This window comes from Flavobacterium dankookense (assembly GCF_004362665.1).
GTDB lineage: Bacteria > Bacteroidota > Bacteroidia > Flavobacteriales > Flavobacteriaceae > Flavobacterium > Flavobacterium dankookense.
In genome coordinates, this window is the sequence record NZ_SNXR01000012.1 from 38,408 (window position 1) to 52,699 (window position 14,292).

Genomic DNA, 14,292 nt, shown 5'->3' on the forward strand with positions numbered 1-14,292 from the left:
GTGGATTAAATTTCAACTTCAATTTCACGAGCGGTTTCAATTCTAATTGCTAAATGACTTCCATTATTTATGTTTAAATAAATTGGATCGCCCAATGGTGCAATTTGCAAAACCTCTACTTCATTGCCAGGCAAACAACCCATTTCTAATAATTTTAATGGGATTTTTTCAACATCCAAATTAATAATGGTTGCTTTTTGTCCTATTTTCAGTAAATCTATGGTAGTCATCAACGCTTATTTAGATTGAATTAAAATTCAAAGGTAGAAAATACAAAAGGAAAAAGAATGATAATTATCAATTTTGGCAAATTAATCTTGTTCCAATAACCAATTGATATCTTCAATCAATCGCTGAACGTCTTCTTTTTTTGTTCCGTCGTAAAAACCGCGAACTCTTCGTTTTGTATCAACTAAAACAAAGTTTTCGGTATGAACCATATCATACATTTCTTCAGGTTTTCCCGTTTTTACTGCTAAATAGGATTTTCTTGCAATGTAATAAATGTCCTTTTTATCGCCAGTAACCATATTCCATTTGCTATCATCAACACCTTGTTTCAAGGCATATTTTTTCAAAACCGGAACACTGTCAATTTCGGGTGTAACGGTATGTGATAAAATCATCACGTTCGGATTGTTGCTAAATGCTTTTTGAACTTCAGTCATGTTTGTCGTCATTATTGGACAAATCGTTTGACAAGTAGTAAAGAAAAAATCAGCCACATAAATCTTCCCTTCATAGTCTTTCTGAGTAACCGTTTTTCCGTTTTGATTGGTGAAAGAAAAATCGGCTATCTTATGATATTTTCCAACATGTTGAACTGTGCTATCAACCAATTCAGGATTTACCTCAGCTGGATTAAAAATAGGCAACTCTTTTTCTGGTTTCAAAGCATTATAAAATAAAGAAATGGTTACTACCGAAAAAAGAAAAAGTCCGAGGAAGAAAAGCCTATATTTTTTAAAAAATGAAAGCATATTATTTTTTTTGCAAAAGTACAAAAGCCTAATTTCAAAATGGAACTTTTACTTGTTTATCAAGTCATATAATTTTGTTAAAAATGATAAAATCGCATTATTATCGGTAAATTTGTGAAAACCTCAATTATTGAATTATGAAAATAACAACTACTAAACTTTCATTAGCATTGTTAATTGCTTTTGGTATTAAGGATGCAAATGCACAGCAAAACCATTCGGGAATTAACACATCGCTTATGGATAAATCTGTAAAACCAAGCGATGATTTTTTCCGTTTTGTAAATGGAACTTGGTTAGACAATACCGAAATTCCTGCCGATAGAACACGTTGGGGAAGTTTTGATGAGCTACGTCAAAAGACCGATATCGATGCATTACGAATTTTGGATGAAGCATCAAAAGATCCAAAATATACTTCGGCTACTGATCAAGGAAAAGCAGTAAATCTATACAAAACTATTATGGATACCATTGCCAGAAATAAAGCGGGAATAAAACCGTTAAAACCTTATTTGGCAAAAATCAATGCAGTAAAAAATGTTGCTGATTTACAAAAATTAATGATCGAAATGGCACCACAAGGAGGAATTGGTTTTTTTGGTGTTGGTGTTGGAACAGATGCAAAAGACAGCAACAAAAATGTGGTAAACGTTGGTCCAGGTTCGGTTGGTCTACCCGATAGAGATTATTATGTTTCTGACGATGCTGATTCTAAAGAAAAACGTGAAAAATATGTAAAACACGTAGCTAGAATGCTAGAATTTATTGGCGATAAACCAGCGGTTGCTCAAAAAAATGCAGAGAAAATTTTGGCTTTAGAAATTGCTATGTCTAAACCACGCTTTGACCGAGTAGAACGTCGTGATAGAAGAAAATCATACAATCCGATGACAATTGCCGATTTACAAAAATTGACAAATTCAGTGAATTGGGAAAAATACATCACCGGAATTGGTTTGCCAAAAGTGGATACGTTAATTGTTGCGCAACCTAAATACATGCAAGCTTTAGAAACTCTTTTTGTAGAAAATAAAGTTGAAGATTGGAAAGCGTATATGCGCTGGACATTGCTAAACAGTTCGTCAAGCCGACTTTCGACTGAAATTGAAAAAGCCAATTGGGATTTCTACAGCAAAACACTAAGCGGAGCAATCAAACAAAGACCAAGAAACGAAAATGCTTTGCAAGTAGTAAATGGTCCAACTGGAGAAGCTTTGGGTAAATTATATGTAGAAAAAATGTTCCCAGCAGAAGCCAAAGCCAAAGCCGAAAAAATGATTAAAAACGTTATTCGAGCATACGAAATCCGTATCAATAATTTGCCTTGGATGTCTGAAGCTACCAAAAAACAAGCCATTGAAAAATTAAATAAAATGACTGTAAAAATTGGTTATCCAGACAAATGGAAAGACTATTCAGCATTAACAATCAAAAGTCCAGCAGAAGGCGGAACTTATTTTGACAATTCAACTGCAATTGCTAACTGGAATTTCAAGAAAAATATAGAAAAATTAGGCAAACCAGTTGACAAAACCGAATGGGGAATGTCGCCACAAACTGTTAACGCTTATTTCAATCCGTCAAACAATGAAATTGTGTTTCCAGCAGCCATTTTACAACCGCCATTTTATGATTACAAAGCTGATGAAGCTGTGAATTATGGTGGAATTGGAGCTGTAATTGGTCACGAAATCTCACACGGATTTGACGATTCAGGTTCACGATACAATGCCGATGGAAACTTGGTCAACTGGTGGACAGACGAAGATTTAAAACAATTCACAGCACTTGGAACTGCTTTAGCTGACCAATATTCTGCTTTAGAACCATTACCGGGAACAAAAGTTGACGGAAAATTTACGTTAGGTGAAAATATTGGTGATTTAGGTGGAATTAATGCTGCTTACGATGGTTTACAACTGTATTTAAAAGAAAACGGAAACCCAGGATTAATCGATGGATTTACTCCAGAACAAAGACTTTTCATTTCATGGGCAACGATTTGGAGAAGCAAAATGCGTGACGAAGCTATCAAAAATCAAGTAAAAACCGATCCGCATTCACCAGGAATGTATCGCGCTTATGTGCCATTGTTGAACTTGGAAACATTCCACCAAACGTTCAATATACAACCTGGCGATGGCATGTATTTAGCTCCAGAAAAACGAGTGAAAATTTGGTAAAAAATTAATTTAGAAGCGAAACGAATGGGTTTTTCAGTTATCGTAATTCCTGCTTTTCGTTTCAATCTGTCATTGCGAGGGACGAAGCAATCTCATAAACTACTTCTACTTTCGCAATGACAGGATTTCCACTACAATCAGGGCTAAATGAACTACGAATTGCCTTTTTTGGAAACAAATTAAACCTGACAGATTTTAAAAACCTGTCAGGTTTTTTTATTACAATTCAGGTTTCTGAAATGCATATTCTAAAACCGACGACACTTTTTCCGAAGAAATAATTTTTCCAACCGAAGGTTTACTTTCGTCAAATTTTGGCAATGGTAAATCAAGTTCTTGTGCTATTTTAGAATAATACACTTTTCGTGAAGGATGAAATGGTGCAACAGCATTAAAAATTTCGTCAAAACAATTTTTTTCCAAAACATCTTCAATAATTCCGATGCAATCCACTTGATGAATTAAATTAATTGGTGCTTCAGGATTTTCAAGATTTTCTCTCCCAGCTAAAAACTTTATTGGATGTCTATCTTCTCCAATCAATCCTCCAAAACGAATGACAGTAGTTGTAAAATTGGAATTATTTTGCAATACTTTTTCGGCTTCCAAAAGTTGTTTTCCGCTTTCTGTATCAGGATTTGGAATGGTCTTTTCAGTTATTAAATCTATTGAAATAGCATCGGAATAAACCGAAGTCGAACTCACAAAAATCACTTTTTCAACCGATGATTTTTCTATAAACGGTATGAGATTTTGAATTTTAGCAACAAACGTCATGCTGAGCGCAGTCGAAGTATCATTAGAATTTCCTCTTAATTTCGGTGGAATATCAATAATTAAAATTTGGGAATTGGAAAGAAAATTATCAATATCATTTGAATTATTTTGCCCTTCGACAGCGCTCAGGGTGACAAAATGTGGAAAAATTCCAGCATTTTCCAAAACCGACATTTTCTCCAAAGTTGTCGTTGAACCTTTTACCAAAAACCCTTTTTTCAAAAGTGATTTTGCCAAAGGAAAACCCAACCAACCGCAACCTAAAATTGAAATTTGTTTCATTATTGTAAACTGTCAACATTTACCGTTGTTGTTATACCATTTTTATCAATTTTTCTCCAAACTAAAACACGTTTTTCCTCAATTGTTTTTAGTGTTGGTTTTATTTTTTGACGAATAACAATCGCGTTATTTAAAACAAAAGGCGTTGAAATCATCCAATCTTTTCTTTTAGTAACCGTAAACTGCGGATTGGTTAGCAAATCAAACGAACTTTCTACCAAATTCAAATCGAGTTTGTCTTCTTTTGAAATGGAAAAACTCAAAACCAAAGGTTCATTATTAACCACATAATAACTCAAAATTTTACCTGAATTACTTCCGCTGATGTTGCTTTTGAAATCAATTGCTTTTGCACCATTAGCAACTAAATTATGAAGCGTTACTTCATTAGCATTGAAAATATCATAACGGTTAACAGCACGATTTGGCGTAATTTTTATTTGATACAAACGTTGGTTTCCTTTCAACGTATCACGAAGAAATTCAATCGTTGGTTGTGCAATATTTTTGTTTGGTGCTTCGCTCATGAATGTGAATTCCGAACCATATTTACTGTACAATTTATTGGTATTCAAAATTTTGGCGTTTTTAGGATTTTCGCCTAAATAACCTTTTGTCCATTCGTCTAAATTCAAATCATACGTTGTCCAATAGGATTTTTTGGTATCAGCATCGTGAAGATAAACCAAGCTGTTTGGTTTTGGTCGTTCAATTGTATAATCCGAAGCTTGATGTGCTTTCACAAATAAACCAATGCTCACCAAAAAGAAAACCGCTGACCAAATTCCTTTTCGTGGAAACGAACCCACTATCGGAATCAATAATCCGAAAGTTAAAACAGTTAAAATAGCACTTCCATAAAGGATTTTTAAACCCAAACCAACAGGAAACATTTGAATAAATGGCGAAAGAATTACTAAAGTTGGAATGGCTAAAATGCAATTGATTAACCCATTTGATTTTTGTGTTAAAACATAAACTCCTAGCATCAATGCGCTAGAAATTACTGGAATGATTAAAAATCCTGCACCTTTTAAGAAAATTGCAATTCCAACATTTAGAAGCAACCAAAGAAATAATGGTGCGAAAAACTGGTTCATTTCGGCATTTCGTTTTCCTGAATTTTGATAAAAAAGAAAACAAATCGCTATCGATAAACTCGTGAAAGCATGAATATAATCGTGTCCGTTATAAGTAAATTTGTGAAGAATGTCTTGATACTGTGGATAAAATTCAAGTAATAATTTCCATCCGATAAACGTAATTCCACCAGCAACAAAAAGCGATAACAATAGCGGAACGAAACCTTTCAACACTTCATCAATTCGCAAAACGTGTTTTCCTAAACCAATGAATAAAAAGATAAAAATCAATCCGAAAGCAACGATTACCATTGGAATAATCCATGAAAACGGATAGTTTACAAAACCAAATGGAACGTTGAAGTACACATTATCATCCTCCGAATTTAAATTGGACAAATCTGCATTTGAAAAATAATTCAACAACGGAAAAAGATAACTTCCTTGATGTGCTAATGTTTTTGGACTAAGATTTTCAAAATTATCTCTTTCAGTATGGTAGTTAAAATGGCTATCGATAAATGCAAAATTGAAACCTTGAATTTTTCCTTGTTCTCTAAAAACGGTTAAATCGGTATCGTTTGGCAACATTTTGTAAATGCTGTACATCAGTGAATTAGAAACAGGATATTTCGTTTTTCCGTCAGTAAACGCTTTTACCATTGCAGCATTTCCTCTGTTGGTTTCCATCAACATATAACTTGGACCAGAACTGCCACGCGCTTCAAAATTTAAAACTACGCCAACTTCCTTTGCCAATTTATGTTGGGTTACAAAAAGTGCTGCACCATTCAAACCTAATTCTTCCGCATCAGAGAAAAGAATGATAATGTCGTTTTTGTGTTGCGTTTTAGTATTTAAAAAAGCACGAACACTTTCAAGAATTGTTGCAACTCCAGAAGCATCGTCACTTGCGCCTGGCGAAAACGAATGTGGTGCAGAATCATAATGTGAAAGTAAAAGCAAAGCTTTATTGCTTGAACTACCTTTTATCTTGGCAATAATATTTTTAGATTTTACTAATGTTCCACCATCAGAAAGTGTAAAACCTTCTTGAATTGTAGGCGATAAACCTAAATTTTTTAATTCTTTGATGAGGTATTGAGCAACAACTTCGTGATTTTTTGAGCCAACAAAATGAGGTTTTTGGCTGATGGCTTTTACTTTTTCTAAAGCACGTTTGGTAGAAAATTCAGAAAGCGATGCTTCATTTTGGTCATAATCTTGAGGCATCATAAAATAGAAAACACCAAAAATCACTAGTAAAAGAAAAAAGAAAGATAGAATGGGTTTTTGGTTGGTTTTCATATGTTTAAAATTTATTTTTTAGCGGTAACATATGGTATCGCATTTTTTAATCATTGGTGTTTGTTTGCACAAACTTGTTGTTAATTGCGATTTCATAGCAGTGAATTTAATCTTTTTTTACCAACATATAAAAATCGTTGTCTAGAAGCATATATCCTTGGTCGTAAACAAAATAATAGGTATTACCTGTTTTGGTCGTTAGAATATTGGTAAAATACTCAAACGAAAAACCTTTGGATAATAACTTGGCTTTGGTGGCTTTTGCTTTTCCTTCTACATTTATTTCAGAAAGAATACGGTAATTTTTGCGAAGCTTGTTATTGATATTTCGCATAATATTAGTAGAATCTTTGTTCATTCTATTGTTGTAGTTGTTACGACAACCATCGCTGCAAAACTTCTTGTCTTCGCGTCCGAGGATTTTATCGTTACATTCTAAACAATTTCTCATAGGAAAAGTTATGATTTATTGGCTCTATTTGACGAAATTAATAAAAAAAAGTACCCGTTTTGAAAGAAATAAAAAATTAGCTTGTTTTATTAGTTTCCATTACAGATTTGACTGCAATTCAACAGGTTCAAATTCATTCAGTTTGTGATGCTCAACAATGGAACCTTTACCATTTGGATCTTCATAAAAAGCTGGTTTGAACTTGGCACCAAAAATGACTTCTTCATGCGTGTAGCTTGTTCGTTTGACAACTGTGCTCGAAAAATCTTCATCATAAGCACGAACATAAACCAGAATTTCTAAATCTTTATTTGTCATTTCGTCAAAATTCATTTTCCACAACGGACTTTGCTCATCAATTGGGTGAACGATTGTCCAAGTGGTTACAAAAGTATCGAGTGTATTTATTTGAAGTGGTAAGTTGAAAAACTTATTGATTAATTTACCGTTTTCTTTGAGCATCAAACTAACGGTAACTCTAACCATCATGTTGCTAAGCGATGCGTTTTTGATTGGTGCTAACCGAAACATTAGTGCGGTATTTTCTTTGAATGGTGCAATGATGGCATTGTGACTAAATTTCAAATGTGCTTTTGGTTTTACAAATCTTCCATAAAGCAAACCCGTATTAATAGCTAACGTTAAAATACCAATTAGTGCTTCAGATGCTGCAATGGTATTGGTAAAAATGCCGACTGGACTTATTCTTCCATAGCCAACTGTGGTGAGTGTTTGTGCGCTAAAAAAATAGACTTCTTGAAAATTTTGCCAATTAGAACCCTGAATTAACCCCATCAAATTTGGGATGCAAAAGAAATAGTAAATCAATGCGAAAACAAAATTGATAAAAAAGTAAAATATGAATACAAGTGCCAAAAATTTCCACCATGAAATATTGATTAACTTGCTGTATAAACTGTTTCGTTCTTTTAGTGGTCGACCAACGTGAATTACATTGTGAGAACCGTCTTTGTTGATAAACCGAGCGTATTTTTCAGTAACGGAAGTGCCAAACCCCGAATTGTCTATATTTTTATCCATTGGCTTTATTTGGTTTTTGGGTAAAATAAATTATTTGGAAAACACAATGTATTATATCAAATATACGAATTGTAGGTTTTAGGAAGATTTTATTTTGTGGTTTGAGTGAAAATTAAAATTACAAAACGTTTGGCGGCTTTAAGAAGTGGCAATGATCCAAGACCAAGCCTTTACAAATATAACAAAACATTCCATTGAGCAGCGGATTTTCAGTAGGAAAAACAAGAAGTAGCCATTGAAGCAAACCACTGCTAACAGTAGGTTTAATGTAAAGTTACAGTTTCATATTTTGATTGACACCAATCAATAATTTCTCCAGCTTTATTTAATTCAACAGTGTAATATTTTCCGCTGTTTTGATATTTTTCGTGTACAATAACAAAAATTCTGTTTTCATATACTTTTGGATAATGAACAAATAGCTTTGGAAAATTTCCACGATTAAATTTTCGGATTTTAAATTTCTTTTTATCAACATTTGTTAAATCGAGTTCCAATCTCATATCTTCAAATCTCATCCAATATTTTGAATATTCTAACTTTTCAATATTTTTCCCATAATTTGGAAGCTTTGTCTTTAAGCAATCAGATGGAACATAATAAATTTCTTCACCAGAATCATAGTTAAGAGATTTAAACACAATTATTTTCCTTTCAACAGGATATATTTCAAGGATAGTGTCTTTGTAGAAATTAAAAGCTAATTGTTCGTAGAAAGGATATTCTGATTGTGAAAAACAATTCACATTTATTATCAAGAAAAAAATAATTGTATTTAAAATTCTATTGTTCATTTTATGCAGATTTTCAAAATTTACCGCTAACGTTCCGCCGCTTCTCGTCAGTTGCGAACTTCGGAACTTAATATTTTCCGTTAAAGATAAAAATTCTTGCGAAACGTGAACGTGAACTTACTACAAAATTCGCAATTGCGAGAAACGGCTGTTAGGCGCAGATTTTTTAGCTATTATAAACTTCCGTTATAATTTTCATTGCTTCATCTTTGGCAACTTCCACATTTTCAAACTTCCGTGAATAAAAGTAAAACAATGCTATGCCAAACTTTGGTAGTTCTAAAAATATGAAATCATTTAGGTGATGAAAAAAGTAAAAACTTTCATTTTTTGTTTTAAATATTACTAAAGAATTTTGATTACTAACTTTAGATTTTTCAGTCACTTTTTTCTGCGCAGTTCTAATTTGAGTTACTGCTTTACTTGGCGAATAATCAATGTTTGCTCGCATTATTGAAACAGGAATATCTCTTAAATATTCAATATATTGAGATGAGTTTGATTTAATGAATTTTCTCCGAATTTCTAATAATTGAAATTTATATTCAATGATTTCTAACCAACGAATTATGTTTTGTAATTGTTCATCATTAAAAAAAGAGGTTGATAAATCAGTATTATTAAAAATAGAAATGATATAACTTTCAATACTTCCTAACAAATTGTTATTACAATTTGCGCAAACTGGGATTGTTGTTTTGTTATATGTTTGTTCACTTCCATTTATGTCAGTAACAAAGGATTTTTTAGTGCAGTTTTCGAATGTCCATTTTGGTAAAACATGCTCTTTTGTCAAATTATCTTTATTTGCACAAAAAACACAAATTTCTTTTTTTGATTTGTCTTTTGAACTTATTCTCGGCACATGCCTTTCCAAAACATCATCCATAATTTCTTTTGAATTTTGTCTCAATTTGACTCGAAGATTTCTTAGTTTAATGTCAATCTCCATAAGATGTATTTTCTGGATTATGCGTTCTGAAATTTGCGCCTAACTCATTTATATCCGCAATATACCAAAAAAATAATCTCATTTTACAAAAATCACAAACAACTGAAAATCAACAATAAAAACAACAACAAACGCTTACAAACGAAAGTAAACGACTAACAACCGAATAACGTTTTACACTTGTCACAACTTTGCATCGTCGGAAGGAAACAATTTCAATAGCAATTTCAAAAATCAAATGCAATGACTTTGTGAATTTCAACAAGACAAAATATTTTAACAATAACATTTAAATTTTAAACGCCATGAATGCAATGAAAAACAAAGTACAATTAATTGGACACGTAGGACAAGAACCAGAAGTAAAAACTTTAGGAGAAGGAAAAAAAGTAGCTAACATCACTATCGCTACGAATGATTATTACATCAATGCCAAAGGTGAGAAAGTAGAAGACACGCAATGGCACAAAGTCAAAGCTTGGGGAAAAGTAGCTGACATTATTGAAAAATATGTTACCAAAGGAAAAGAGATTTGCATTGAAGGAAAACTAACGTACAGCGATTATCTAGACAAAGATGGAGTTAAACGTTATGTTACAGAAATTGTAGCGAATGATATTCTTTTGTTTGGGAAATAGAAAATAAAAAATCCTTAACTAATAAAGCGACAAGGCATTTACTTTGTCGCTTTTTATTTGTGATTTTCATAAAAATTTAACCTAAATATAATAAAGTTGTCAACACGAAAACGTTTTCGAAGAATGAATTATTTTTTAGCTAACCAAAATTTAATAATTTAGCTACATTAGAAATAATAAACCTGTCAATAAAAACCTAAACAATGAATAAATTAAAATTTTTATTGATTTTAGTTGTAGCCTTTTGCGCTACTGATTTTGGTTTTGCGCAAGTTGGTATTAATACGACAACGCCTTTAAGCACTCTAGATATCAATGGGAATTTGAATGTAAAAGAAATTGGTATCATAAATTCCAATGTGTCAGGTTCTGCAGTTTTAAATGGCGGACCATCTGGAGCGGCAACAGCAATTAATGACGGTGTTTATATTTCACTCACACCTACTATGGGTAATGTAGAATTTATTTTGCCCAACGCAGTAAATGTTCCAGGCAGAATTTACATTCTTAGAAATATTTCAGATACAGTAACCGCTCAATTATACACTTTTGGCGGATTATTTTTTTCAAAGGGTTCAAATATGAATACTGCTTCACCATTAACTTTGCCTCCAAACGCAATAGGAAAGTCTATAATAATTATTAGCGATGGTGCTAATTGGACTTTTTTCAACTAAATATAGCACTTGCCACTCGATAGGTATTGGCATGTGCTTCAATAATGGTTTTGATATCTGGAGAATATCCGCCACCCATACTAACTTGTACAGGAATTTGATTTTTAAAACAGTGCGAAAGTACTATTTCGTCCCTTTTTTTACAACCTTCAATAGTACAGGAAAGTTTACCTAATTTATCCGTTTCCAGTATATCTATACCAGCAAGATAAAATATAAAATCAGGTTGCAAAGATTCTATAAGTTGTGGTAAATGATACTTAATACAATTCAAATAATCTACATCGGAAGTGTTATCTTCTAGAGCAATATCCAAATTTGAAATTTCTTTTTTGAACGGATAATTTGATTTTCCATGAACCGAAAATGTATAAACGGAAGCGTTATTTTTAAAAATTTCGGCTGTACCATTTCCTTGATGGACGTCTAAATCTACAATCAATATCTTTTTAAAACGATAGGTATTTAATAAATATTGAGCTCCAATTGCTTGGTCGTTTAATAAACAAAATGCTTCGCCACGATTAGTATAAGCATGATGCGTTCCGCCAGCTATATTAAATGAAATACCATTTTGAAGAGCAAATTCTGTTCCGAGAATAGTACCGTTCGCTATTCGAAGTTCGCGTTCAACCAATGCTGATGACAATGGGAAACCTATTTTTCTAGCTGCTTTTGGATCAAGAGTCAATTGCAATAAATCATCAACATATTCCTTTTTATGAACAGCAAGCACAACATCTAGATTAGGAAGTGATGGTTCGAAAAAATCTTCTTGAAGCGCAGTACCTTCATGAACTAATTGTTGTGGCAATAATTCATATTTTATCATTGGGAAACGATGTCCTTCGGGCAATGGATGTTTATAAAGAGGATGATATGCAATTTTTATCATAAAAAAACCCTCATTTTATTGAGGGATTTAAGGAATTAATTATTTTTTAAAAAGGTCAAACATTGGACAACGCGAACATCGTTTGTTTTCACTTTTCTTATATTTTTCACAACATTTGGACTTGCAATTTTCAGCAACCTTAATTTTTTTTAAGGCTTCTTTCTTGTCCTTTTTCTTCTTATCTTTTTCTTTTTTGCTCAAAACAAACAAATTATATTTCGTTACAAATATAATTATTTTTAAGCAATCTAAATAAAAATATTAAATATTTTGGTTCAAAGAGATAGAACTTGTAACCACAATTTGTTGAATATCTCTATCAAACAAATACAATCCGCCACGATCTTCGCCTATTAAATTGATTTTATCCAAAATGGTTTTTGCTTGCGCTTCTTCTTCTATTTGTTCAGCAACATACCATTGCAAGAAATTGTGTGTTGAATAATCTTTTTCACCCAAAGTAATGTGAACCAATTCGTTTATTGAATTCGAAACAAATAATTCGTGCTGATACAATTCTTCAAACATTTCTTTGAAAGTTCCAAACGTAGTTTTTGGTGCTTTTAGTTCCGTAATTTTTGCATGCGAACCTCTTTCGTTAACATATTTTACTAATTTCAGCATGTGCTGACGTTCTTCATCAGATTGTTTATACATAAATTGAGCAACACCTTCAAGTCCTTGTACTTCAGCCCAACATGCCATTGATAAATAGATTTGAGAAGATTCTGCTTCGATTCGAATTTGATTATTTAGCGCTTGTTCGATACTTTTTTGTAACATAATAATTCTTTTTTTGTAAAGTTAAGAAATTTATTCGTTCATCAATTGTTGAAATAACGTTAAAAATTGCCCAACATGAAATCCGTCCATTAATCCGTGGTGAACATGAATTGCAATAGCCATTGATTTTTTGCCATTTTCATCAGTCATTTTACCGTATGATATTTTCGGACAACTATCAGGCCAAGAAAAACTTCTTGCATGAGAATAAGATGTGAAATCAATCCACGGAACTGCCGAAAAATGTATCAAATTGATATCAAAATCTCGAGTAATTAATCCGGTTGTGTTTTGAATTCGTTCGATTTCTTTTTTAGTGATTTCGGCAAAAACAGTCAAGTTTTCATCATATTCCATCAATGAAAAACCAAATGTTTTGTCTTCTCTAAGAATAGTTGCCGAGGCATTAATTTGATCAAAAATATAAACTTCATCATTAATAATTCGGTAACGAAATGGTTCCAAACTATTTACGGCAACCAGCGTTTTATGAAGATAGTAAGTAAAAAACGAAACGCTGAGTTGCTTTGCTTTTTCATACGCTTTGGTACAATCAATTCGGGTTGTCATACCAAAAAATGGTTCTTCCATTTGTTTAAAAAACTCGAAATGTTCTTTTCTATTCCAAGTGTCGAGGTTTAATTTTTGTTTCATCTTGCAATTTAAAATTTAAACCATTTTTAAGTTTTAAACCATTAAGCGATTAAGAATCATTAAGTGTTAATCTCTTAATGTTAGAAAATTAATTATGTACATTATTTTAATAAAATAGCTAAAACATCAGTAATGTTTTCTAGCGATTTGAAGTTGTCGTGTTCTATTTCAAAATCAATTTTTTCGTATTCCCAAGTGGTATGATAAGCAACATGATAACCGTGTCCGCCAATATTTAAAACTGGTAAAACATCCGATTTTAAAGAGTTTCCAATCATGATAAAATTATCGGGTTTGGTGTCCAAACGACCAAGCATTTTTTCATAATCCAATTCTTTTTTATCGCTCATCACTTCAATATGATGAAAATAATGTCCAATTCCAGAATCGTGTAATTTTCTATGTTGGTCTTTCAAATCTCCTTTGGTTGCGACTACCAACTTGTATTTTCCTTTTAACTGCTGTAAAACATCTTCTACTTCGGATAAAAGTTCAACCGGTTTTTGAAGCAAATCTCTACCAATATCAATAATTTTTTGAATGCCTTGTCCCGATATTTGATGATTGGTTAATTCCAAAGCAGAGTCAATCATAGAAAGTGTAAACGCTTTAATTCCAAACCCATACAACGGAAGATTTTTCACTTGATGACTTAAAATCAATTGTAAAATCTCTTGCTTGGATGCGTAATCAGCAAAAAGTTCACAAAACTTGGCTTGCGCTTCATCAAAATAAGGTTCGTTGTGCCAAAGTGTATCGTCGGCATCGAAAGCGATTATTTTTGGGTTCATA

The 14,292-nt window shown here is 32.4% G+C and carries 15 protein-coding genes; 3 read left to right on the forward strand and 12 right to left on the reverse strand.

Annotated elements, in window-relative coordinates; all coding sequences use genetic code 11:
• Positions 1–5 precede the first annotated feature (5 nt).
• A complete protein-coding gene (locus tag BC748_RS04210) occupies positions 6–230 on the reverse strand; it encodes a FeoA family protein (protein ID WP_425459545.1) in 225 nt (74 codons plus the stop codon).
• 81 nt (positions 231–311) lie between these two features.
• Positions 312–980 carry an SCO family protein gene (locus BC748_RS04215; protein WP_133532226.1) on the reverse strand — a complete coding sequence of 223 codons (669 nt, stop codon included), beginning with the start codon at positions 978–980 and terminating at the stop codon, positions 312–314.
• Between the two features lie 137 nt (positions 981–1,117).
• Between BC748_RS04215 and BC748_RS04220 the strand changes: the two genes are divergently transcribed.
• Positions 1,118–3,166 carry a M13 family metallopeptidase gene (locus BC748_RS04220; RefSeq protein ID WP_133532227.1) on the forward strand — a complete coding sequence of 683 codons (2,049 nt, stop codon included), beginning with the start codon at positions 1,118–1,120 and terminating at the stop codon, positions 3,164–3,166.
• Between the two features lie 219 nt (positions 3,167–3,385).
• Here the strand turns inward: BC748_RS04220 and BC748_RS04225 are convergent, their stop codons facing one another.
• The 6 genes from BC748_RS04225 to BC748_RS04250 form a co-directional block, all read right to left on the reverse strand.
• Entirely contained in the window at positions 3,386–4,225 is an 840-nt protein-coding gene (locus BC748_RS04225; protein ID WP_133532228.1) for an SDR family oxidoreductase, read from the reverse strand.
• Entirely contained in the window at positions 4,225–6,615 is a 2,391-nt protein-coding gene (locus BC748_RS04230; RefSeq protein ID WP_246014000.1) for a M20/M25/M40 family metallo-hydrolase, read from the reverse strand. Before BC748_RS04230 ends, BC748_RS04225 begins: the two co-directional genes overlap by 1 nt.
• A 106-nt stretch (positions 6,616–6,721) precedes the next feature.
• The gene (locus BC748_RS04235) at positions 6,722–7,066 is read right to left on the reverse strand and encodes a hypothetical protein (protein WP_133532229.1); all 345 of its coding nucleotides are present in this window, start codon (positions 7,064–7,066) and stop codon (positions 6,722–6,724) included.
• A gap of 99 nt (positions 7,067–7,165) precedes the next feature.
• Entirely contained in the window at positions 7,166–8,107 is a 942-nt protein-coding gene (locus BC748_RS04240) for an ion channel (protein ID WP_133532230.1), read from the reverse strand.
• A gap of 263 nt (positions 8,108–8,370) precedes the next feature.
• The gene (locus tag BC748_RS04245) at positions 8,371–8,901 is read right to left on the reverse strand and encodes a hypothetical protein (RefSeq protein ID WP_133532231.1); all 531 of its coding nucleotides are present in this window, start codon (positions 8,899–8,901) and stop codon (positions 8,371–8,373) included.
• Positions 8,902–9,067: 166 nt separating this feature from the next.
• Positions 9,068–9,853 carry a hypothetical protein gene (locus BC748_RS04250; RefSeq protein ID WP_133532232.1) on the reverse strand — a complete coding sequence of 262 codons (786 nt, stop codon included), beginning with the start codon at positions 9,851–9,853 and terminating at the stop codon, positions 9,068–9,070.
• A 305-nt stretch (positions 9,854–10,158) separates the two neighbouring features.
• Between BC748_RS04250 and BC748_RS04255 the strand changes: the two genes are divergently transcribed.
• Positions 10,159–10,491, forward strand: a complete 333-nt coding sequence (locus BC748_RS04255; protein WP_133532233.1) for a single-stranded DNA-binding protein — start codon at positions 10,159–10,161, stop codon at positions 10,489–10,491.
• Positions 10,492–10,694: 203 nt separating this feature from the next.
• Positions 10,695–11,168, forward strand: a complete 474-nt coding sequence (locus tag BC748_RS04260) for a hypothetical protein (RefSeq protein ID WP_133532234.1) — start codon at positions 10,695–10,697, stop codon at positions 11,166–11,168.
• Here BC748_RS04260 and BC748_RS04265 read toward each other — a convergent pair.
• The 4 genes from BC748_RS04265 to BC748_RS04280 form a co-directional block, all read right to left on the reverse strand.
• Positions 11,161–12,063, reverse strand: a complete 903-nt coding sequence (locus BC748_RS04265) for a histone deacetylase family protein (protein ID WP_133532235.1) — start codon at positions 12,061–12,063, stop codon at positions 11,161–11,163. The two genes, BC748_RS04260 and BC748_RS04265, sit on opposite strands and share 8 nt — an antisense overlap.
• Positions 12,064–12,324: 261 nt before the next feature.
• Positions 12,325–12,846 carry a ferritin gene (locus BC748_RS04270; RefSeq protein ID WP_133532236.1) on the reverse strand — a complete coding sequence of 174 codons (522 nt, stop codon included), beginning with the start codon at positions 12,844–12,846 and terminating at the stop codon, positions 12,325–12,327.
• A gap of 30 nt (positions 12,847–12,876) precedes the next feature.
• Entirely contained in the window at positions 12,877–13,500 is a 624-nt protein-coding gene (locus BC748_RS04275) for a chloramphenicol acetyltransferase (RefSeq protein WP_133532237.1), read from the reverse strand.
• A 101-nt stretch (positions 13,501–13,601) separates the two neighbouring features.
• Positions 13,602–14,291 (reverse strand): HAD family hydrolase, encoded by a 690-nt coding sequence (locus BC748_RS04280; protein WP_133532238.1) that lies wholly within the window; start codon positions 14,289–14,291, stop codon positions 13,602–13,604.
• Position 14,292 lies beyond the last annotated feature (1 nt).